Origin of the sequence: Salinimicrobium maris, assembly GCF_049680855.1 — a bacterium.
Classification (GTDB): Bacteria; Bacteroidota; Bacteroidia; order Flavobacteriales; family Flavobacteriaceae; genus Salinimicrobium.
The window spans coordinates 189,899-212,502 of record NZ_JBMPGS010000005.1; the positions used below are offsets into that span (position 1 = coordinate 189,899).

The 22,604-nt window shown below is 40.5% G+C and carries 19 protein-coding genes; 8 read left to right on the forward strand and 11 right to left on the reverse strand.

Annotated elements, in window-relative coordinates:
- Positions 1–3: 3 nt before the first annotated feature.
- Positions 4–2,037 (forward strand): M3 family metallopeptidase, encoded by a 2,034-nt coding sequence (locus tag ACOV1Q_RS14555; RefSeq protein WP_424495124.1) that lies wholly within the window; start codon positions 4–6, stop codon positions 2,035–2,037.
- A 105-nt stretch (positions 2,038–2,142) separates the two neighbouring features.
- Positions 2,143–2,694 (forward strand): sigma-70 family RNA polymerase sigma factor, encoded by a 552-nt coding sequence (locus ACOV1Q_RS14560; RefSeq protein WP_424495125.1) that lies wholly within the window; start codon positions 2,143–2,145, stop codon positions 2,692–2,694.
- Positions 2,695–2,941: 247 nt separating this feature from the next.
- On the opposite strand, the gene ACOV1Q_RS14565 is transcribed toward ACOV1Q_RS14560, so the two are convergent.
- Positions 2,942–3,763, reverse strand: a complete 822-nt coding sequence (locus tag ACOV1Q_RS14565) for a UbiA prenyltransferase family protein (RefSeq protein WP_424495126.1) — start codon at positions 3,761–3,763, stop codon at positions 2,942–2,944.
- A gap of 128 nt (positions 3,764–3,891) precedes the next feature.
- Between ACOV1Q_RS14565 and gcvP the strand changes: the two genes are divergently transcribed.
- From gcvP to ACOV1Q_RS14585, 4 genes are all read left to right on the forward strand, one after another.
- Positions 3,892–6,741: an aminomethyl-transferring glycine dehydrogenase gene (gene gcvP, locus ACOV1Q_RS14570; protein WP_424495127.1), complete on the forward strand. Its 2,850-nt coding sequence runs from the start codon at positions 3,892–3,894 to the stop codon at positions 6,739–6,741.
- A 235-nt stretch (positions 6,742–6,976) separates the two neighbouring features.
- Positions 6,977–8,035 carry a 3-oxoacyl-ACP synthase III family protein gene (locus tag ACOV1Q_RS14575; RefSeq protein ID WP_424495128.1) on the forward strand — a complete coding sequence of 353 codons (1,059 nt, stop codon included), beginning with the start codon at positions 6,977–6,979 and terminating at the stop codon, positions 8,033–8,035.
- Between the two features lies 1 nt (position 8,036).
- Entirely contained in the window at positions 8,037–8,558 is a 522-nt protein-coding gene (locus tag ACOV1Q_RS14580) for a methyltransferase (protein WP_424495129.1), read from the forward strand.
- 151 nt (positions 8,559–8,709) lie between these two features.
- A complete protein-coding gene (locus ACOV1Q_RS14585; protein WP_424495130.1) occupies positions 8,710–9,558 on the forward strand; it encodes a glycosyltransferase family 2 protein in 849 nt (282 codons plus the stop codon).
- 7 nt (positions 9,559–9,565) lie between these two features.
- Here the strand turns inward: ACOV1Q_RS14585 and pafA are convergent, their stop codons facing one another.
- Positions 9,566–11,215 carry an alkaline phosphatase PafA gene (gene pafA / locus ACOV1Q_RS14590; protein WP_424495131.1) on the reverse strand — a complete coding sequence of 550 codons (1,650 nt, stop codon included), beginning with the start codon at positions 11,213–11,215 and terminating at the stop codon, positions 9,566–9,568.
- A 111-nt stretch (positions 11,216–11,326) separates the two neighbouring features.
- On the opposite strand from pafA, the gene ACOV1Q_RS14595 reads away from it, so the two are divergent.
- Together ACOV1Q_RS14595 and ACOV1Q_RS14600 are read left to right on the forward strand one after the other, a co-directional pair.
- Positions 11,327–12,064, forward strand: a complete 738-nt coding sequence (locus tag ACOV1Q_RS14595) for an MlaE family ABC transporter permease (protein ID WP_424495132.1) — start codon at positions 11,327–11,329, stop codon at positions 12,062–12,064.
- Positions 12,064–12,831 (forward strand): ABC transporter ATP-binding protein, encoded by a 768-nt coding sequence (locus tag ACOV1Q_RS14600; protein ID WP_424495133.1) that lies wholly within the window; start codon positions 12,064–12,066, stop codon positions 12,829–12,831. Before ACOV1Q_RS14595 ends, ACOV1Q_RS14600 begins: the two co-directional genes overlap by 1 nt.
- Here ACOV1Q_RS14600 and ACOV1Q_RS14605 read toward each other — a convergent pair.
- The 9 genes from ACOV1Q_RS14605 to porV form a co-directional block, all read right to left on the reverse strand.
- A complete protein-coding gene (locus ACOV1Q_RS14605; protein ID WP_424495134.1) occupies positions 12,828–14,255 on the reverse strand; it encodes a DUF389 domain-containing protein in 1,428 nt (475 codons plus the stop codon). The two genes, ACOV1Q_RS14600 and ACOV1Q_RS14605, sit on opposite strands and share 4 nt — an antisense overlap.
- A 1-nt stretch (position 14,256) precedes the next feature.
- Positions 14,257–15,333, reverse strand: a complete 1,077-nt coding sequence (locus tag ACOV1Q_RS14610) for a mannose-1-phosphate guanylyltransferase (RefSeq protein WP_424495135.1) — start codon at positions 15,331–15,333, stop codon at positions 14,257–14,259.
- A gap of 19 nt (positions 15,334–15,352) precedes the next feature.
- Positions 15,353–15,958, reverse strand: a complete 606-nt coding sequence (locus ACOV1Q_RS14615) for a SprT-like domain-containing protein (protein ID WP_424495136.1) — start codon at positions 15,956–15,958, stop codon at positions 15,353–15,355.
- A gap of 3 nt (positions 15,959–15,961) precedes the next feature.
- Positions 15,962–16,642 carry an SDR family NAD(P)-dependent oxidoreductase gene (locus tag ACOV1Q_RS14620; RefSeq protein ID WP_424495137.1) on the reverse strand — a complete coding sequence of 227 codons (681 nt, stop codon included), beginning with the start codon at positions 16,640–16,642 and terminating at the stop codon, positions 15,962–15,964.
- The gene (locus ACOV1Q_RS14625; protein ID WP_424495138.1) at positions 16,639–17,625 is read right to left on the reverse strand and encodes a M28 family peptidase; all 987 of its coding nucleotides are present in this window, start codon (positions 17,623–17,625) and stop codon (positions 16,639–16,641) included. Before ACOV1Q_RS14625 ends, ACOV1Q_RS14620 begins: the two co-directional genes overlap by 4 nt.
- A gap of 66 nt (positions 17,626–17,691) precedes the next feature.
- Positions 17,692–19,371 (reverse strand): pyruvate dehydrogenase complex dihydrolipoamide acetyltransferase, encoded by a 1,680-nt coding sequence (locus ACOV1Q_RS14630; RefSeq protein WP_424495139.1) that lies wholly within the window; start codon positions 19,369–19,371, stop codon positions 17,692–17,694.
- A gap of 3 nt (positions 19,372–19,374) precedes the next feature.
- On the reverse strand, positions 19,375–20,376 hold the full coding sequence (pdhA, locus tag ACOV1Q_RS14635) for a pyruvate dehydrogenase (acetyl-transferring) E1 component subunit alpha (protein WP_424495140.1): 1,002 nt from the start codon (positions 20,374–20,376) through the stop codon (positions 19,375–19,377).
- Between the two features lie 109 nt (positions 20,377–20,485).
- Complete coding sequence (gene cdd / locus ACOV1Q_RS14640; RefSeq protein WP_424495141.1) at positions 20,486–20,968, reverse strand: cytidine deaminase; 483 nt, start codon at positions 20,966–20,968, stop codon at positions 20,486–20,488.
- Between the two features lie 76 nt (positions 20,969–21,044).
- Positions 21,045–22,205 (reverse strand): type IX secretion system outer membrane channel protein PorV, encoded by a 1,161-nt coding sequence (gene porV / locus ACOV1Q_RS14645; protein ID WP_424495142.1) that lies wholly within the window; start codon positions 22,203–22,205, stop codon positions 21,045–21,047.
- Positions 22,206–22,604 lie beyond the last annotated feature (399 nt).

A 22,604-nucleotide genomic window follows, 5' to 3' on the forward strand; every position in this document is an offset into this window, starting at 1 on the left:
AGTATGTCTAATAATAATCCACTTTTACAGGACTTTAATACCGCACCATTTTCAAAAATAAAGACCGAATATTTCAAACCCGCAATCGAAAAAGCGGTAGAAATTGCCCGGCAACAAATTAGTGAAATAACAAATTCTTCCGAAAAACCCACTTTTGCGAACACTATTGAAGAACTGGAATTTTCAGGAGCTAAATTAGACCGGGTAACCAGCATCTTTTTTAATCTGAATTCTGCCGAAACTAATGACGCCATTCAAAAACTTGCACAGGAAATTTCTCCGTTGCTTTCAGATTTTAGAAATGATATCATTCTTGATGAGCAACTTTTTGGAAAAGTAAAAGCAGTTTATGATCAAAGGAAATCTTTGGACCTGAACGTGGAACAACAAACGCTTCTCGATAAAAAATATAAAATGTTTGCACGTAACGGTGCGAACCTGCCGGAAGAGAAAAAGCAGCAGTTGCGGGAAATTGACAAGAAACTCTCCAAATTAAGTCTCAATTTTGGAGAAAATGTGCTGGCTGAAACGAACAGATTCGAGCTTCATATCATAAACGAGAAAGATCTTGACGGCTTACCTAAAGGCGTACGAAGTGCCGCAAAACAGCTTGCCAAATCCAAGAATAAGGAAGGCTGGATTTTCAATCTCCATTACCCGAGTTACCTCCCGTTCATGAAATATGCTAAGAATCGAGATCTTCGAAAAAAAATGGCACTGGCTTTTGGCGCCAAGGGTTTTCATAATGATGAGCTGGACAACCAGGAAAATGTATTGCAGATCGCAAAACTGAGACACGAAAAAGCAAACCTTTTAGGTTACAGCACTTTTGCAGAATTCATTTTGGAAGAGCGCATGGCCGAGACTCCTCAAAAAGTGGAGGATTTTCTTCAGGAACTATTGGAAAAAGCCAAACCTGCTGCAGAAAAAGAATTTGAAGAGCTGGAAAACTACGCTAAGGAATTGGATCAAATCGATAGGCTGGAAAAATGGGATGCTGCATTCTATAGTGAAAAGCTTAGAAAGAAACTTTTTGACCTGGACGATGAACAGCTAAAGCCATATTTTGAACTGGAAAATGTAATCAATGGAGTATTTGCCGTTTCTGAAAAACTTTACGGACTTAATTTCGAGGAAGTATTTGATATTGATAAATATCACCAAGAAGTAAAGACCTACAGGGTCAAAGATGAATACGGAAAGGAACTGGCAGTTTTCTATGCAGACTTTTTTCCGAGAGAAGGAAAAAGAGGCGGTGCCTGGATGACTTCCTATAAACCTCAACAAAAGAGAAATGGCCGGGAAGAAAGACCACACATTTCAATTGTTTGCAACTTCACTAAACCTACTGACGAGGAACCTTCTTTATTGACATTTACTGAAGTCACCACGCTCTTCCACGAATTTGGTCATGCCCTGCATGGAATGCTGGCAAATAGCACCTATCCAAGCCTTTCAGGTGCGAATGTTTACTGGGATTTTGTAGAACTGCCAAGCCAGGTGCTTGAAAACTGGTGCTATGAGAAGGAAGCGCTCGAGCTTTTTGCAAGGCATTACGAAACAAATGCAATCATTCCGCAGGAATATATTAGAAAGATAAAGGAATCTGCCACTTTTCATGAGGGAATGGCCACTTTACGCCAACTAAGCTTTGGAATGCTCGATATGAGCTGGCATGGAATTGATCCTTCCAACGTAACCAATGTTAAAGCTCATGAAGACCAGGCTTTTGAACCAACAAAGTTGTATCCCGATGTGCAGGAAAATTGTATGAGTACATCCTTCAGCCATATTTTCCAGGGTGGTTATGCCGCCGGTTACTACTCCTACAAATGGGCCGAAGTTCTGGATGCCGACACCTTTGAATTCTTCAAGGAAAATGGCATTTTTGACAGGGAAACTGCAGATAAGTTCAGGAACAGTATTTTATCGCGCGGCGGAACTGAGCATCCGCTGAAGCTCTACAAAGAATTCCGCGGAAAAGAACCTCAACCCGAAGCCCTTTTAAGGCGCGCCGGACTTATTGAAAAGAAATAAAATTGAAGGCGTTGTGATTCAGGTTGAATTGCTGCGCCTTAATTTTTTACAGCCGGCATCTAGAGAGAAAAACTTTTCCTATTTTTAAAGAATAACAACGCGGAAATGACAAATCACCTTATTGATCCTACAAAATGGGTCGATAAATATTCAGACTACCTATTCAATTACACCATTGTGCGTGTAAATGACAGGGAAGTTACGAATGATTTAATTTCTGAAACTTTTCTTGCCGGTCTCAAATCCATGAAGAACTTTAAAGGAGAAGCTTCAGAAAGAACCTGGCTTATTTCTATTTTGAAAAGGAAAATTGTTGATTATTACAGGAAAATTAATTCCAATAAAGGCAAAGCCGAAGTAAAGATCCAGTATAACAGCAGCGACAATGAAGGTGAATGGCTGGAAGAGCAAATAGCAGACCTCTCTGACAAGACTGCGGAAGATATCATGGAAAATGACGAGCTGGGACTCGCAATCCTGGAATGTCTCGACCAGCTGAATGAAAAGCAGGCGACCATATTTAAAATGAAAACCATTGAAGGAGTAGAAACAGAAGCTATTTGTAATGAATTTAATATTAGTCCGTCTAATTTGTGGGTGATCATTCACAGAGCCAGAGTTTCTCTGGCTAAATGCCTGGAGAAAAACTGGTTTTAATTATGATTTTTAGTAAATTATTTAAAATAAACTGTTCTGAAGCTGAGAACTTCTGTGATAAAGCCCAGTATCGTGAAGCAGGTTTCCAAAATAAAATAAAATTGCGTCTTCACCTTCTCTTTTGCAAAACCTGCAAAGATTATACCCGAAAAAATCTCAAGCTCTCAAAATTGCTTAAAAAAGCATCCATTAAAACTTGTACCCGCCAGGAAAAAGAGAACTACAAAAGAAAAATTGAAGAGAATCTTTAAAGCACATTTTTGAGCAGCAGCAATATTACCAGCCATACAATTGGGATACCTTCTACCCAGAAAGAAGAAAAGTACCTGGATTGATCTTCCTTACTTATCATTACAAACCAGCCTGCTAATATTGACATTAATATCAATGCTGCCAAAGAAGTCGTGGTCATACTGCTCTTAAGAAACTCCAGCACAATTATTATTATCAAAAGAGCAACTCCTAACTTCTTAGATCTCCTTACCCCAATGTTCTGCGGAAGTGTTTTTAAGGCTACTTTATCGTATTTCAAATCTCTAATTTCAAAAGGGATAAGCAGTACCAATACAAGCAATACGCGCTGCACAAATTCCAGAAATACATCTCCTGTCACCTCCATACCCACATTCCTTACAGGAGAAAAAACAGTGACGCCTGCCCAAATGATCGCAATAATGTAAATCTTTATTCCGCCAATGGTACGCAGGTTTCTTTCTCCATAAAATGGCAACGCATAAAATAAAGTAAGTATCCCAAAACCTCCTGAGATGAAAAGTATTTCAGGCTTTACGTGAAAGCCAAAATAAACAAGCGCAATAAAACTAAAGAAAGAAAACACCTGGATGATCTTTAGGTTTGGGGTGAGACTGCGATGGTGAAGTTTCGCAATACCGGCAAACTTGATAAAATTATAAGCTGTTACTGTTCCAAAAAACACAAAGAACAGCAGGTCTGGATCTGGCGAAAAATGAAAGTGCAAAGCAGAAATAGCAGTTAAAGATGTAACCGCTAGAGCAACATGAATACTGCTGTTTATATAAAACGAGAACAGGTTCTTTAAAAGGTTCATAATGGCTTTTTCAGCAGTGATAATTCCTCAGATTTACAGGGCAAAATCTTAACAAGAGTTCCTGTCAAAATCCTTAAAAAATAGGTTTAAAATATGTAATTTCGCAGCTCAAAACACAACTTTTCTTAATGAATACAACTTCTTTTGCCCTGCGACACATAGGTCCCAAAGAAAATGACCTTCCAGAAATGTTAAAAGCAGTTGGTGTAGATTCTCTAGACCAGCTTATCTACGAAACGCTCCCAGATGACATTCGTTTAAAAAAGGATTTGGAGCTCGCTCCTGCAATGAGCGAAAACGAATATATCTCCCACAGCATTGCTTTAGCTGCCAAAAATAAAATTTTTAAAACTTATATTGGGTTAGGCTATCACGAATCTGTCACTCCGCCAGTAATTCAAAGGAACATTTTAGAGAATCCGGGGTGGTATACTGCTTACACGCCTTACCAGGCAGAGATCGCCCAGGGAAGACTGGAAGCTTTACTGAATTTCCAAACGGTCATTGCAGATCTTACCGGAATGGAGCTTGCAAATGCTTCCCTTCTTGACGAGTCTACTGCTGCCGGGGAAGCTATGTCTTTGCTTTATTCCGTAAGAAGTCGTGCTCAGAAGAAAAGTGAGGTAAATAAATTCTTTGTTTCTGAAGAAGTTTTGCCGCAAACCATTGATGTATTAAAGTCAAGGGCGCTTCCATTAGATATCGAGTTAGTTATAGGAAATCATGAAGAATTTGATTTTTCAGATAAGTTCTTTGGTGCATTTCTACAGTATCCGGGAAAGTTAGGACAGGTTTTTAACTACGAAGAATTTGTAGCACAGGCAAAAGATGCAGAAATCAAAGTTGCTGTTGCAGCCGATATTTTAAGTCTTGTAAAATTGAAAGCCCCGGGAGAATTTGGAGTTGATGTGGTGGTGGGAACTACACAACGCTTCGGAATCCCGTTAGGCTACGGTGGTCCTCACGCAGCTTACTTCGCCACCCGTGAAGAATTTAAGCGCAGCATCCCCGGAAGGATCATTGGTGCCACTAAAGACATGGATGGTAACCTTGCTTTAAGAATGGCGCTGCAAACAAGGGAGCAACACATTAAAAGAGATAAAGCAACTTCAAATATTTGTACTGCCCAAGTACTCCTTGCAGTAATGGCCGGAATGTATGCTGTATATCACGGACCAAAAGGACTGAAATTTATTGCAAACAAAGTACATAAATCGGCAGTAACGCTTGCTGAGAAATTGGATGAACTTGGATTTCCACAGCTTAACTCAGCCTTTTTCGATACAATTCTTATAAAAGCCGATGCGCAGAAAATAAAAGCTGCTGCTGAAGCAAAAGAAGTAAATTTCTATTATCCTTCTTCAGAAACTGTTGCTATTTCCCTTAACGAAGCAACCAATATTGATGATCTTAATAAGGTCCTGGAAATATTTTCTGAAGTCGCCGAAAAAGAAACTGAAAAGATTTCTGCCCTTTCTGAAGAGAATAAAATTCCTGAAGCGATAGAACGAAAAACCACCTTCCTTCAAAATGATGTTTTCAACTCCTATCATTCGGAAACAGAGTTGATGCGATACATTAAAAAACTGGAAAGAAAAGACCTTTCCCTTAACCATTCCATGATCGCGCTGGGTTCCTGTACCATGAAACTCAACGCTGCAGCCGAAATGTTGCCAATCAGTTATCCGCAGTGGGGAAATATTCACCCATTTGTACCGCTTGACCAGGCCGAAGGTTATCAAATCGTGCTAAAAAGACTGGAACAACAATTAAATAAGATTACCGGATTTGCCGCAACTTCGCTTCAACCAAACTCTGGCGCACAGGGTGAACTTGCCGGACTTATGGTAATTAGAGCATATCATGAATCTCGTGGTGATTCTCATCGTAATATTTGTCTTATTCCTTCCTCTGCCCATGGAACCAACCCTGCTTCTGCAGTAATGGCAGGAATGAAAGTGGTGGTTACCAAAGCTTCAGAAAACGGAAACATTGATGTGGATGACCTTCGGGAAAAAGCACTAAAGCACAAAGATAATCTGGCTGCTTTAATGGTTACTTATCCTTCCACTCACGGCGTTTTTGAGTCTGCCATTCGCGAGATCACACAGATTATTCATGACAACGGCGGACAGGTTTATATGGACGGTGCGAACATGAACGCACAGGTGGGACTCACAAATCCCGGAAGAATCGGCGCCGATGTTTGCCACCTCAACCTTCATAAAACATTTGCCATTCCGCATGGCGGTGGTGGACCCGGAGTTGGGCCAATTTGCGTGGCACCTCAGCTTGTGCCATTCCTTCCGGGTAACCCGGTAATCCCAACAGGTGGCGAGGAAGCCATTCCGGCAATTTCTGCAGCACCATGGGGGTCGGCTTTGGTTTGTTTGATCTCTTACGCCTATATTACTATGCTGGGCAGCGAAGGTTTAAAAAAGGCTACTCAATATGCCATTTTAAACGCTAATTATATAAAAGCACGACTGGAGGAAAACAACCAGTTCAAAACCCTTTACAGTGGAGAGCGCGGTCGTGCAGCTCACGAAATGATTCTTGATTGTCGCCCTTTTAAAGCAAAAGGAATTGAAATTACAGATATTGCAAAAAGGCTTATTGATTATGGTTTCCATTCTCCAACGGTTTCCTTCCCCGTGGCCGGTACCTTGATGATCGAACCTACCGAAAGTGAAAGCAAAGCTGAATTGGATCGGTTTTGCGATGCTTTACTTTCTATCAAGAGGGAAATCGATGAAGTAGAGGAAGGAGATTCCAACAACGTCCTCAAAAATGCACCGCATACCTTACAAATGTTGACTTCAGATGAGTGGAACCTGCCTTACAATCGCGAAAAAGCCGCTTATCCGCTGGAATATTTGCGTGACAACAAATTCTGGCCTTCTGTACGACGAGTAGATGATGCACTCGGCGACCGAAATCTTATTTGTACCTGTGCTCCTATTGAGGAATATATGTAAGTAGAGATTTAAATAGTAAGAGCCTCCAAAAATGACATTTTGGAGGCTTTTTTCGCTTATACTTCTTAACCATTATTTAACAGAAACTCTTTATTTTATCATAATTTATAATGACTCAATAAGATGGGAAGTCTTTGTTGCGAATTCAATAAAACTGAATTTTTATCGCAGCAATTTGTTTATTCATGCCCTTGGTTTTATTAATTTTGAGTAGTTTACCCCAAGAATTATTGTTATGAGTATCAAAATTACAGGGATTGGAAGTTTCATTCCCGGCAAGATCGAAAAGAATTCAGATTTTCATGAACATGAATTTCTGAACCTGGATGGCACAGGCTTCAATCAGCCCAATACTGTCATTATAGAAAAATTCAAAGCGATCACAGGTATAGCAGAAAGAAGATACATCACCAACGATCTTACAAATTCTGACATCGCTTTCTTCGCTGCTGAAAAAGCCATTTTGGACGCAGGAATAAATCCGGAGGAACTGGATTATTTGATCGTAGCCCATAATTATGGCGACGTTTCTCACAACCAGATGCAGAGCGATACTGTGCCAAGTATTGCCACGAGGGTAAAGCAAAAGCTGAAAATCAAAAATCCAAAATGTGTTGCCTACGATATACTTTTTGGCTGCCCGGGCTGGGTGGAAGCAGTGATACAGGCAAATGCATTCATCAAAGCCGGAATAGCAAAAAAATGCCTCGTTATAGGTTCTGAAACTCTTTCGAGGGTCGTCGATAAGCACGACAGAGATTCCATGATCTATTCAGATGGTGCGGGTGCAACAGTTATTGAAACAACAGACCAGCTGGGCGGAATCCTCGCTCACGAAAGCGCCACCCATGCTCTGGAAGAAGGAAATTATATCTACTTCGGAAAATCAAATAACCCTTCTATTTCCGAAGAAAGACGCTACATCAAAATGCATGGCCGCAAAATTTACGAATTTGCCTTAAGCAAAGTGCCCGAAGCCATGAAATTATGCCTTGAAAAAAGTGGCGTGCCCATAGAAAACCTTAAAAAAATCCTCATACACCAGGCCAACGAGAAAATGGACGAAGCCATTGTCAAGAGGTTCTACAAACTTTTCGGTCAAAAAGTTCCTGAAGGAATTATGCCCATGAGCATTGATAAATTGGGAAATAGCAGTGTAGCCACCGTGCCCACTTTGCTTGATCTTATTGTAAAAGGCCAAATGCAAGATCAGGAAATTGTACCCGGCGATGTTATCATGCTGGCCAGCGTTGGCGCGGGAATGAATGTTAACTGCATAGTTTACAAGTGCTAACATGTACGAAGACAATTTTCCTGATAAGCGCTTTAAACATACCCTCGAATTTTTACAGCAGGTAGCCCCTGCTCCCGCTCAAATCCTGGATCTTGGGGTTGAAAACCCTTTTTCTGAAATTATGAAAAAAGAGGGTTACAAAGTTACAAATACCAGTGGCGAAGATTTAGATTTTCATCCTGAAGCGGTAAAAAACACAGAGGCTGAAATTGTCACTGCTTTTGAAATCTTCGAACATCTGCTGGCTCCTTTTAATGTTCTTAAGGAGATAAAAGCAGATAAACTCGTAGCCACCGTGCCTTTGAAATTGTGGTTCGCTCCTGCCTACCGTAGCAAAACAGACAAATGGGATCGTCATTTTCATGAATTTGAAGACTGGCAATTTGATTGGCTTCTGGAAAAAACCGGTTGGGAAATTAAAGCACGCAAAAAGTGGACAAATCCTGTTAATAAAGTTGGTTTTCGGCCCCTACTCCGAAAGTTCACTCCACGCTACTATGCCGTCTACGCCGAGAGAAAATAACCATTCAAAAATGACATTTTGAAGAGGCTTTCTCACGGAATTTATTCTTTTCTCAATTTATCTTTTCTCTTTACAGCAACCCTTGAGAAGTGCCTGGCGAAGATCAGGAACCAAGATGGAATTTATGTAAATTAGCTGCAAAATCTCATTTTTGGATATCTACATCGTCATTCCCGCCCACAACGAAGCATCTTTTATTGATCAAACTTTGCAATCACTTGCAGCGCAAACCCTGCTTCCGAAGAAAATTGTGGTGGTAGACGATCAATCTTATGATGAGACTTCAGCAATTGTTTTATCTTTTGCTGAAAAATACAATTTCATTTCTCTTGTGAAAACAAAATCCTCTGAAGCTCATTTGCCCGGCAGTAAAGTGGTAAATGCTTTTTACAAAGGTTTTGAAACATTAAACGACAGTTACGATATCATCTGTAAGTTTGATGCCGACCTTATTTTTCCGAAGAATTATTTAGAAAAAATTTCAAATTACTTCAAAGCTGATCCAAAATCGGGCATGGCAGGAGGTTTTTGCCATATCCTTAATAATGATAAATGGGAACAGGAAAAACTAACCGGGAAAGATCACATTCGGGGTGCTTTAAAAGCCTATAGAAAAGAATGTTTTAAAGAAATTGGCGGTTTGAAACCTTCAATGGGATGGGACACCGTAGACGAATTGTTAGCGCAATATCACGGCTGGAAAATAATTACAGATGCTTCTTTGGCCGTGAAACACCTGAGGCCGACAGGATTCACCTACAACAAAGCCGCAAAATTAAAACAGGGAGAGGCATTTTATAAACTTAGGTACGGTTTGCTCATCACATTGATTGCTTCGGCAAAACTCGCGCTGAAAAAAGGAAAAAAATCCTTACTAAAAGATTACATGCAGGGCTATTATCATGCAAAAGCCGAAAATATGCCCTTCCTGGTCTCCAAAAAAGAAGGAGCCTTCATTAGAAGGCTCCGTTATAAAAAAATGCTCTCCAAAATCTTCTGAAAAAATGCTATTTTTCGATCGCCATTAATAAAGGTTCTCCTGTAGCTCCATTAGGAAAAGGGATTCCCAACAGCGTCGAAATAGTAGGAGCAATATCTGTAATGCTCACTCTTTCGGCAGAACTTCCCTGATTAATTCCGTTACCAAACAAGATAAGCGGCGCATGAGTATCGTAATTTTGTCCGCTGCCGTGCGTAGAACCTGTTCGGGAATAGGATATAACCGAAGGATCTAAAACCAGAATCACATCTCCACTTCTTTTTTGATGATATCCCATATCGATCAAAGCATCCATGCCACGGGTGAAGGTTGTCGCCTCCAGCTGGCTACGGGTGTAAACCTTATTAATCATTTCATACTGCAGACTGTAATGAGCTATTGCTTCTTCCACTTCTTCGAAACTTATATCTTCTGCCAAAAGCTTTTCATAATCAAAAAACAGCTGATTATTTGAAACATTTAAAATGATGTCATCTACACCAAACCGCTTAAGAAGAAAATCTTCTACCGAAGAAATGTAATCTCCAAAATCAAAATATCCAGCCGGGATCTTCACAGATTCCAGGTAAGATGGAACATGCACCCCACCATGATCTGAAGTAAGAAACACCGTGTAATTTCCTTTACCAACTTTTTCGTCCAAAGCATCTAACAGTCTTTTTATATCCTGATCCAGGCGCAAATAAGTATCTTCAATTTCTTTGGAATTCACTCCGAAGTTATGACCTACATAATCTGTTGAGGAAAAGCTAAGAGTTAATACATCTGTTATTTCATCCTGCCCTAAATCTTCCCCGTCAATTGCGGCAAGTGCAAAATCAAGCGTTAGGCTGTTTCCAAAAGGAGTAGCTTTAATAATCTCATACCCTCCGTTTTTAGCGCTTAAATCCTTCAGATTATAGGGAAAAGCCGCTGTTTCCTGACCTCTAAATCCGCCTTCATATTCATTGGCATCACTACCGCTCTCTGTATAAGTGGAGATGTCGTGAAGCGGTTCCCATGTTTTAAAGTAGGAATCTGCTTTTCCGGAAGCATTAAAATCTTTTACCCATTGAGGCAGATCATTTCGATAGTAGGAACTGGTGATCCACTTACCTTCAACCTGCCCATGGAACCAGTATGCAGCATTTGCAGCATGTCCCGCAGGTAAGATAGATCCGCGATCTTTAAGTGCCACACCAATAGTCTTTCCTTTTAGCTGAGTATGGAGACGGTTTTCATCTGCGAAAGTAGTGGTCAACATTCTATGCGGAGACATTTTCCCCGCAGAAGAAGTTGTACCTACAGGTTCAACTGAATCGTCACCTGCACAGTAAACACTTTCACGTTCAAACTTATTGTACCAGTTGTTTCCTATAATCCCATGACTCTCTGGTGTCGCACCGGTATGTACCGAAGCATGTCCCGGGCCGGTATAGGTTGGAATATAATTGAAATGTGCATTTTTAAAGTTGAAGCCTTTCCCAACGAGTCTTTTGAAACCTCCATCCCCAAATTTACTATAGAAGCGGGTAATGTAGTCGTACCTCATTTGATCTACAACTACACCTACCACCAGTTTGGGGTTGGAATGCAATGCTTCTTCGTCCGCTCTTTTCTGGGCAATAGCGGAATTACTTAAGAAAATGGTAAGGACCAATAAACAAATTTGTTTCATTTTTATTTAAATTTTATCCCAAAAATACCAATTATCCTGTAGTTAAAGTTTCCAGAAGGTTAAAATACTTTGCTTAAAAAAATTAGTATTTTAGCACTACAAAAAGTTGAAATGAGTTACCTGCATTCTATTGGTGAATATGTATTAATGATAAAAGGGGTTTTTGGCCGCATGACCAAAGGATCGGTTCTAAGAAATCTCATTTTTAAAGAAATAGACGATCTGATAATAGGTTCCCTGGGAATTGTTTCTTTTATATCATTCTTTATTGGAGGCGTTGTTGCCATACAGACAGCCCTGAATCTTGAAAATCCCCTCATCCCGAAGACGCTTATCGCATTTGCGGCCCGGCAATCTGTCATTCTCGAGTTTGCTCCAACCTTCATCTCAATCATTATGGCTGGAAAAGTGGGCTCGTTTATCACTTCAAGCTTGGGAACTATGAGGGTAACCGAGCAAATTGATGCCTTGGAAGTAATGGGTATAAACTCTCTCAATTATCTGGTTTTCCCAAAGATCATTGCCATGCTCACTTATCCGTTTGTCATTGCAATTTCAATGTTTCTCGGTATTTTGGGTGCTTATACAGCCGGAGTGCTGGGAGGTTTTGTGTCCTCAGAAGATTTTATTTTGGGCCTACAGGATGAGTTCAACTCTTTTCACCTGGTTTATGCCTTTTTCAAGACTTTTCTGTTTGCTTTGATCCTTGCTACTGTACCAGCCTATCATGGATATTACATGAAGGGTGGAGCGCTTGAAGTTGGAGAGGCAAGTACCACGTCATTTGTATGGACGAGTGTGGTAATAATCATTACGAATTACATCGTAACTCAGTTATTGTTAAGCTAATGATAGAAGTAAAAGATATAAGAAAAGGCTTTGACGGTGAGGAAATTCTGAAAGGGATCAATACTGTCTTTCCAAAAGGGCAAACCAATCTCATTATTGGACAATCGGGTTCTGGTAAAACGGTATTCCTGAAATGCTTGTTAGGATTATTTCGTCCTGAACATGGCAAGATCGTTTACGATGGTGAACCTTATTCTTCTTTTTCCGATGAAGAACAAAGGGATTTAAGGCGTCAAATGGGAATGGTTTTCCAGGGAGGTGCATTGTTTGATTCCATGACCGTGGAAGAAAATGTAATGTTTCCGCTTAAAATGTTCACAAAGCAGCGCAAGAGCGAAATGATGAAGCGGGTGAAAGAAGTACTGGATCGCGTCAACCTTGCCGAAGCGCAACACCAAAAATTTCCTGCAGAAATAAGCGGGGGAATGCAGAAAAGGGTTTCAATTGCACGGGCGATCGTGAACCGTCCTAAATATCTTTTTTGTGATGAGCCTAACTCAGGACTAGACCCCAAGACAGCTACGGTAATTGATAATCTTATCCTCGAAATTACTCGAGAATATGATATCACTACCGTGATCAATACGCACGACATGAATTCTGTGCTGGAAATTGGAGAAAAGATCGTTTTTCTTCAAAATGGAAAACTTGCCTGGGAAGGAGACAAAGATGTTATCTTTAAAACCGATAACGAGGCCGTGACCGACTTTGTTTATTCTTCAGATCTATTTCAAAAAGTAAGAAAGGCGCAGCTACAGGGTTTCTAGTTCACCGCTTGCACCGCCAGTGTATCTAAAGACAATCTTACTTTTAACCAACTAGTAAGCTTTTCCATTTCACTGCTTCTTACAGAAGCTGTAAGTTCCTCATTCCATCTTACGCTAAAGGTAGGAATAGTATCAATTTGGTTGAAATCTGTCACCACATTATTGGCATAACTTAATTGTTCAAGATTGCGATAGTTAATTTTTGCTTCCTGGCTAATGGCCTGAAAAGGTATTCCCGCCGTCCTGTAGCGCATTAACTCTTCTTCTAACAACCGAATTCTCGCATCCTTATCCTCTACGACCTGCTGGTTCCTCACATAAAGATCTTCCAGTATTCCCGCTCTTACATCACTGGTAAGCTGCTGTGCAATCTCTGAACTTTGATCGCTCCCCTGGTGTATTCTTAAAGTGACATTTTCGAGGTCTCTCCCCTCTCTTATTTCCTGAACCCATTGGCTGATCTGGGCTTGCGGAACCGGACGACCTATTAAATAAACATCTACAAATTTCTTCTTGTAATTCTGATCATATTTTACGACCTCGGCTCCGGGATAATCAATTTGGTTTTCCACGTAATCCCTAGTATTCGAGATAAAAACCTGTTCCCGAAGTAAATTCACAAAAAGAAAAACACTGGGGATCATCACCAGAATTGCTATTAAAGACGCTATTCTTGCGGTATTTCTTCTTCGTTTACTGTTAGCATATTTTACCAGGGGAAACCTAAGAACCTTAGCAACCACAAAGGTGGATAGCGCGATGAAAACCGAATTTATAGCAAAGAGATAAAGCGCTCCGCCGGCATACTCCCAGTTACCTATAGCAAGACCATAACCCACGGTACACAGTGGGGGCATAAGGGCTGTAGCAATTGCCACTCCCATGATCACACTGGCAATGGTGCCTTTTTTGGTTTTAGCCACAATTAAAGCAAGTCCGCCAAAAATTGCGACCAAAACATCAAGAATCGTAGGATACGTTCTCGCACGCAGTTCTTCAGTTTCCTGTTCTATAGGAGAAATAAGAAAGTAAAGGTACGCTGTTAAGACACTTAAAACCACCATTACTGCAAGGTTCACAAGGGAACGTTTAAGCGTATCAATGTCATTTATCGCTACTCCAAGTCCCACTCCCACAATTGGACCCATAAGAGGTGAGATTAACATAGCTCCAATAACTACGGCGGTACTACTAACATTCAAGCCTATCGAAGCTACAAAGATGGAGAAAATGAGGATCCAGGCATTATGACCTTTAAAGGAAATATCCCTCTTCACCATTTCAATGGTCGTATCCCTGTCAGTTTCCTCGTGTATATCAAGAAGCTCTTTTAAAAAAAACTTTATTTCCTCCAAAGCACCTTTTATGCGTGATTTACCCTCCGGACTGGTATGGATGGGAGGAATGCTGTTGTTATCTTCCATATTAACCTAAGTGATTCCCAAAATCCTGCTGGACCTGGCCTCTAATCTGTTTTATTTCCTGTTCCTTTTCCTTCGGAACAATTAAAAGCACTTCTTTTTCGTCTATGACGATATAATTTTCTAAATCATCCAACACCACCACTTTTCCTGAATCTGAACTTACAATATTTCCTCTTGAGTTCCGGGCCAGGAGACGCGCCTCCAAAACGGCATTTTTGTTACTGTCTTTATCGAGTTCATTGTACAAAGACCCCCAGGTTCCCAGGTCGTTCCAGTCAAAACCAGCTGAAATGACAAAAATATTATTCTCCTTTTCCAAAATACCGTAGTCAATAGAAATATTTTCTGCCGCGGAATAATTTTCTTTAATAAATTCAGCTTCCCCAACAGAATTAAATTCTTCTTCACCTTTAGAAAAGAGGCTGAACATCTCCGGAAGATTCCTTCGAAAGGAATCCAGGATAAAACCAGCACTCCAGATAAAAATCCCTGCGTTCCAGTCATAGTTTCCCTGAGCAATAAAATTCCTGGCGACTTCAAAAGAGGGTTTTTCAGTGAAATTCTTAACCGCCTTTACTTTTTCCGCAGTTTCCTCATACTGAATATACCCATATCCGGTATTGGGAAATGTAGGTTTAATTCCGAGGGTAATGATTTTTTTATCTTCCCGACAGGTCTTGAATCCAAGTTCCACATCGTCAATAAATGCTGCTTCATCCTCAATCCAGTGATCACTGGGAGCCATGATCATTACAGCATCTCTGTTCTTTTTATAAATTTTTAAAGCCGCCAGCAGCACTGCAGGCGCCGTATTTCTCATAACAGGTTCAAGAACAATTTGTTCTGCACTTAAGCCGGGAAGTTGTTGCTGTACCAGCTCTTTGTAAATCTCATTTGTAAGTATGAAAATATTCTCTGCAGGAACGAGCCTGTTCAGCCTTTTATAAGTAGTCTGTATCAATGTTTCACCTGTACCCAGTAGATCCCGAAATTGTTTAGGATGGCTGGTGGTACTAACCGGCCAAAACCTGGAGCCTACTCCACCGGCCATTAAAACCGCAAAGTTGTTATTATCCATTGTGACTATTTTGAGAAAGTTAATTCGCTGTTTTCAACAATTCCACTTCGGCATTGGGCTGAAATAAATAAACCCTACCCGTATTCACCTCCACACATTCATATCTTTTGATCCTTTTTTCTCCTTTTTTGAAGACTTTGCCATTGTATATCCTAAATGTACTGCCCTGCGGAACTTCATAAATGTAATTCTTATCATTGGGCTGGTCAAATCTTTTGAGGGCTATAGAAAGGTGTGCATCTGTATCACTGCTGGCTTTCGGGTTTTTAAAATGCCTTGCAATATAAGGCAGCAATTCCGCCGGAAATATTTCCGGTCTAATAAACGGCAACATCAGCCTTTGGAACATTTTCTTCCATTCGTTGCCATGCGGCTTGATCCTTCGCCCATAAGCTTCAAAGGCAAGCAAATGTGCTATTTCATGCACCAGCGTAATTAAAAAACGGTATTTATTGAGGTTGGCGTTTACCGTAATTTGTTGGGTGCCGTCGGGCATTCTTCTGTAATCCCCGTGCCTGGTTTTTCGTTCATTGACAATTTTAAGATGGATATGATTCTTTTCGATCAACCCAAAAATGGGCTCCACTGCATGACTCGGAATATATCTGGTTAAAATTTCTTTCATGAATTATGGCGTACTGTTGGACACCTGCAGTAATTTCCCGTTATAAAATTTATTTCCGTTAAGGGCAAAATCTGAAATGTATTCTGCCATTTCTGAAGCTGTTGTAGGGGCTTTATACCCTGGAAATGCTTCTTCCAGCATTTCTGTTTGTACTGCCCCAAGCGCAAGCACGTTAAAAGAAGGACCTTTTTCCTTGTATTCTTCAGCTAATAGCTCGGTTAAGGTAATTACAGCTCCCTTGCTTGAACTGTAAGCAGATAAACCCGGAAACTTCATGCTTCCCTGCACTCCGCCCATACTACTTACTGTTAGCACATGCCCTTCAGCAGGCATTAACGGCAACATTTTTCGAATCAAAGCTGCGACTCCAAAAACATTGATTTTATAAACTTCTTCAAACTCCTCATCTGTAATTTCAGTAAAAGCTTTATTGATAATGGCGCCGGCATTGTTCAGCAGAATGTCAACCTTACCCCAGTTTTTCTGAACATGCTGAAAAGCTTCTTCTAAATCCCCTTTTTGAGTAATATCAAATGAAATCGCATGAACATTTTTTAAGTTGAGTTCCTTTACAGGTTGTTCATTTCTCGAAAGTGCCAGCACACGATGTCCGGCTTCAGAAAATTTCTTTACCAGCTCAAAACCTATTCCCCTGCTTGTTCCCGTAATAACAACATTCTTCATTCAGCAGTCATTTTAATCTCCTTTTCAGCCGAATTTGCCATTCGGGCAATACCCGGAATTATCTTCTCTATAAGGTTTGTCATATGAGCAACATCCATGTGCTGAAATTCATCATCTACATGGTGATAATATTCATAGTTCGTAAAGTCAAAGGTAGAAATGGTTTGCGCCGGAATCTCGAATTGTTCATAAAAAGGCGCGTTATCACTTCTATTGAACAAATTGTATTCTTTCGCCTGCGGAAGGAAACCTATTACTTTTTCTCCCGTGTACTCATTGAATTTTTCGGCTAAATTGCTCAGGTCGTATCCGGTTACATATGCCAAATAATCTTTATCTGCCATAGGCACGCCAATCATTTCAATATTAAACATTACATACGGATCAAGATTTTCAGTCTTAAGTCTTTGTGCAAGATGAGCAGATCCTACCAGCCCCATTTCTTCAGCAGAATAAAGTGTGAATAAAATGCTTCTTTTAGTATCTACATTTGCAAAATACTTTGCCAGTTCCAGCACGGCTGTTGTGCCTGAGGCGTTATCATTTGCTCCATTTGCCAGGGAGTCATCACCTACAGGTTTACCTTCGCCTATGTGGTCATAGTGCGCGCCAATAATAACGAATTCATCTTTAAGTTGAGGGTCTGTTCCTTCTTTGAAGCCTACGATGTTATAACCAATCTTACCTTTTATTTCAAAAGAGTCGCGGTAAGTTTTAAAAAAGGGATTTATGTTGTTGTTTTTAAAAACCTCTTCAATAAACACAGCTGCTTTTTCAATTCCTTCAGTTCCGGTATTTCTTCCTGCAAGTTCTTCTGAAGAAAGATATTCAAGCGTTTCAGAAACTTCTTCTTCTGAAATATTGACTTTCTGCGCAAATGCGGTATTTGTTGTTTCCTCTTGTGAAACTTTGTTTGACTCACCACAACCTGCCATAAAGATGGAGGCAGTGATCAATAATCCTGATAAAATGTTTTTTCTCATACGGTTAAAGATAAAAAAATCCCACAATTGTGTGGGATTTTTAAAAATAATGTTCATTTTGTAAGCTTATGCCAACATCACCACAGGATTTTCAAGGTATTGCTTGAATGTCTGCAGGAATGCAGCACCCGTTGCCCCATCTACTGTTCTGTGATCACAGGCGAGGGTTACTTTCATAGTATTTCCAACCACGATTTGACCATTTCGCACAACCGGTTTTTCAACAATAGCACCTACGGAAAGTATTGAAGAATTTGGCTGATTTATAATGCTGGTAAATTCCGTAATTCCAAACATTCCCAAGTTAGAAACGGTGAAGGTACTTCCTTCCATTTCTTTTGGCTGCAGCTTTTTGTTTCTTGCTTTTCCTGCAAGTTCCTTCACATTTGCACCAATCTGAGTCATGCTCATTTGATCTGCAAACGGAAGTACCGGTACAACAAGCCCTTCTTCTACGGCAACTGCAACGCCCATGTGAATGTGCTTCGCAATTTTAGTAGTATCACCTGTCCATTGTGAATTCACCTGCGGATGTTTTCTCAATGCCATGGCCGATGCTTTTATCACCATATCGTTAAAGGAAACCTTCACATCTGGCAACTCATTGATTTGCTTACGGCTTGCCATCGCATTAGCCATATCTACTTCAACAGTAAGATAGTAATGCGGAGCATTAAATTTCGATTCGGCCAGTCGTTTCGCAATGGTTTTACGCATTTGCGAATTTTTCACTTCTTCAAAGCCTTCTTCTCCTGCAGGAATGTAAGGTTTCACCTCAGTTTTTGCAGGTTCGCCTTTTTCAAGGCCGGCTTCCTGTTTTTGTGCAGGTTTTTTCTCTGTAGCTTTTTCTGAAGGCTTATAAGACTCTATATCCTTTTTTACAATTCGGTTGTTTTCACCAGATCCTTTAACATCTGCCAGATCAATCCCTTTGTCTTCAGCCATTTTCTTGGCCAGTGGGGAAGCAAAAATTCTTCCTCCATCCTTCGATGTCTGCTCTGAAGCAGCTTCAGATTTTTCTTCTTTTGAAGACTCCTCTTTCTGTTCTTGAGACTTTTTAGGAGCAGCTGCCTTTTTAGCACCGCCACCTTCAAGTACTGCAGAAACATCAGTTCCTTCCGGGCCAATGATGGCAAGAACACTGTCTACAGGAGCAGTTTCCCCCTCCTCAATACCAATGTGCAGCAAGATTCCCTCATAAAAGGATTCAAATTCCATCGTTGCCTTATCGGTTTCGATTTCGGCAAGAATATCACCTTCTTCTACTTTATCACCTTTTTTCTTCAGCCAGGTTGCAACCGTACCCTCTTCCATGGTATCACTTAAACGCGGCATTTTTACCACTTCCACTCCTTCAGGAATTTCTCCAGATCCACCTTCATCTTCAGCTTCCTCCTCTTCAGAAGAAGATTTCTCTTCCTCATTTCCTTCAGAAGATTGCTTTTCATCTGATGATTTCTCATTAGAAGATTCTCCGCCGCCTTTCAACAAGCTTGAAATATCTTCTCCTTCTTCACCTATGATTGCCAATAGAGTATCAACAGGAGCAGTTTCCCCCTCCTCTATTCCTATATGCAGCAAGGTACCTTCATGAAACGATTCAAATTCCATCGTCGCTTTATCGGTTTCGATTTCTGCAAGAATATCTCCTTCTTCTACTTTATCACCTTTTTGTTTTAGCCACTTTGCCACCACACCTTCTTCCATGGTGTCGCTCAAACGCGGCATGTTGATTACTTCTGCCATAGCTTAGTCTAATTTATGGGATAAGAACGGATAATCTTTTTGTTCGTACACTACATCGTACATCACATTTTTATCTGGATAATCAGATTCATCTGCGAATTTCTCACATTCGGAAACAAGATCTTTCACCCTCTTGTCGATTTCCTTAATGTCTTTGTCTGAAGCGTATTTTTTATCTTTTATAATATCTCTTACCTGGGTAATTGGGTCAATCTTCTGGTATTCTGCCACCTCTTCCTTGGTACGATACTGCTGTGCATCACTCATGGAGTGACCACGGTAGCGGTAGGTTTTAAGCTCAAGAAAAGTTGGCCCTTCTCCTTTTCGTGCACGAACGATTGCTTCGTCAAGAGCTTCCGCAACTTTCTCTGGATTCATAGCGTCTACAGGCCCGCAAGGCATATCATACCCTAATCCAAGCTTCCAGATCTCTGTACTTTTGGAAGTACGCGCAACCGAAGTACCCATGGCATATCCATTGTTCTCTACACAAAATACGACCGGTAAATTCCACTTTACGGCCATTGTAAAAGTTTCGTGAAGTGAACCCTGTCGTGCAGCACCATCTCCTAAAAAGGTTAAAGTCACTGCATCTCTTTTAAAGTATTTGTCGGCAAAAGCAAGACCTGCTCCCAAAGGAATTTGCCCTCCCACAATACCGTGACCGCCATAAAAGCGGTGTTCTTTTGAAAATATGTGCATAGAACCTCCAAGTCCTTGTGAAGTTCCGGTTTTCTTACCGTAAAGCTCTGCCATCACCCTTCTTGGATCAACGCCCATCCCAATTGGCTGCACGTGATTCCTATAGGCAGTGATCATTTTATCTTTTGACAAATCCATGGCATGTAAAGCCCCGGCAAGAATAGCTTCCTGACCGTTGTACAGGTGTAAGAATCCTCTTACTTTTTGCTGAATATAAACTTGGGCCAGTTTATCCTCAAACTTACGCCAAAACAGCATGTCCTCATACCACTTCAAGTAGGTGGCTTTTGTGATTTTCTTCATTAACTAATAATTTTAAATGCCAAGCAAAAGCTCCGGCCAAGAGAAAAACAAAAGTACTATTTTCAACATGAATTGAAAACAGTTTTAAAGGTAAAAAATGAGAAAAAGACTATAAAAATGAACTATCAAAAATAAGAGGCAACAAATCTGAAATAGAATTCGCCTTTACCACTTTTCCCTTTTCGCCCATAAAAAAGATCTCAATGGGTGCTTTTTGCTTCATTTCATATTCGGCAATTGCTTGCCGGCACGACCCGCAAGGCGGCGTAGGCGTCTCCACCACATGATTGGCAGACTTCGCTGAAAGTGCCATTTTTAACACCTTAGCATCGGGATATTTTGCACCGGCGTAGAAGATCGCTGTACGTTCTGCACATAATCCTGCAGGATAGGAGGCATTCTCCTGATTGCTTCCCGAAATCACTTCGCCGTTATCAAGAAGAATAGCGGCTCCTACGCTAAATTTTGAATATGGAGAATAAGATTTGTCTCTTGCCGCAATAGATTCCTGCATGAGATCCTGCACGCCCTTAGGCAGTTCCTTTAACTCTTCATAAATTGTAAGATCTGCACTTATAGTAAAATTTTTCATTTCTCTTCAGAAGATAAAAAAGACCGCAAAGATATTATCTGCAGCGGCCCAAGTAATTAATTGTTGTTATTATTGTCTAATAAAAATTCCCGTACTGTTCCCCAAAATTAAAGGTCAAACCAAAGCGCAAGGTTCCTTCCAGCGGACTTACAACATCTGAGGTGGAGAATAAATAGGAAACATCTATATTAACCAAAGTATATTTAAAACCTGCACCAAAAGAAAGAAACCTTCGGGAACCTTTTTCTTCACTCTCATGAAAATATCCTGTCCTGAGGGCAAAAACGTCTTCATATAAATATTCAGCCCCAAGTGCCCAGGTCACCTCTTTCAGTTCTTCACTAAACCCGTCAGGCGCATCTCCAAAGGAGGTGAAAATTCCCTCTATTGCACCAATCTCATTATATTCCCGGTTGTCTTCAGGGTCGCTATAATCTCCGTCGCCGTTAAAATCCTGTGGAGTTGGCACCAGCAGTTTATTAAATTCAACATAGGCGCCAATCTTATTGGAAGCGTCAAGAATAAAATCATATCCACCCCCCAGTTTTAGATTTGTGGGAATAAAATTTTCCTGACCACCGTCATCATATTTAATTTTTGGACCAATATTCGAGATATTCGCTCCTGCCCTCCAGCGGCCGTCAAAAGAGCTGTAAGGCATAAGATCACTTTGATAAAATGCAGCCACATCCACTCCAAAAGAACCTGCTGCAGTTGCATCGGGATCCACCGGAGCCAGTTTAAGATCTGATCGCAGGTAGCGACCCGCAACGGCCATTGAAAAATTCTCACTCAACCTAAGCGCGTAGGATAAATCAAAAGTGAATTCATTAGGACTTAAAATAAGCGGTTGATCATCGGGGAATTCCCTGGCTTCAATATTTCCAAGACTAAAGTATTTGAAACTCACTGCAAAAGCACTGCGCTCGTTTAATCGATTGTAATACGTAAGGTTTCCAAGAAAAATATCATTCACCAGCTCGCTAAGATATGGGGTGTAAGTCACTCCAAAAGCATGCTCACTTTCAGCAAAAACATATTTAGCAGGATTCCATTGCTGCGAAAAAGCATCAGCGGGTGTAGCAACCCCTTGATCCCCCATCCCAGCCGCACGGGCATCGGCCGCTACCAGTAGGAACGGAACAGCTGTGGTTATTACCCTATCTTGTTCCTGAGCCTGCATCCCGGCATTAATCAATAAGAAGCTACTTATTAATAAGAGTGAAAAATTCCTCATAAAATACTTTAATTAGTAACAAATATATTTGAATTCCCGCTACAAAGTAATCAAATTACGGAAATTCTCTACTTTCTCACCTTATAACGTTCATTTCTGCAGAAGCTTGTATTAAGCTAAAGATTTCCCTGACCCCCCGTCAATTTCTTTACTCCACAAGTCAATAATTTAAAGATCCAGCCTAACTGCGCACCTATGGAATCTTACAAAAAAAGTCATTTTGCAGGTGATTTGCAAAGTTTTGAACAAATTCGAAAAAAACAGCTACTTTTGCCTCATCCTTAAAAGACTGGAATTTTTGTTGCATTCCCGGGTCCTATCAGGATAAAGTTTTTATCAAAGGAATAATAAAGCAAAATTCGTGACGTTAGTTATGGATTTACAGGATATTACGGGTTT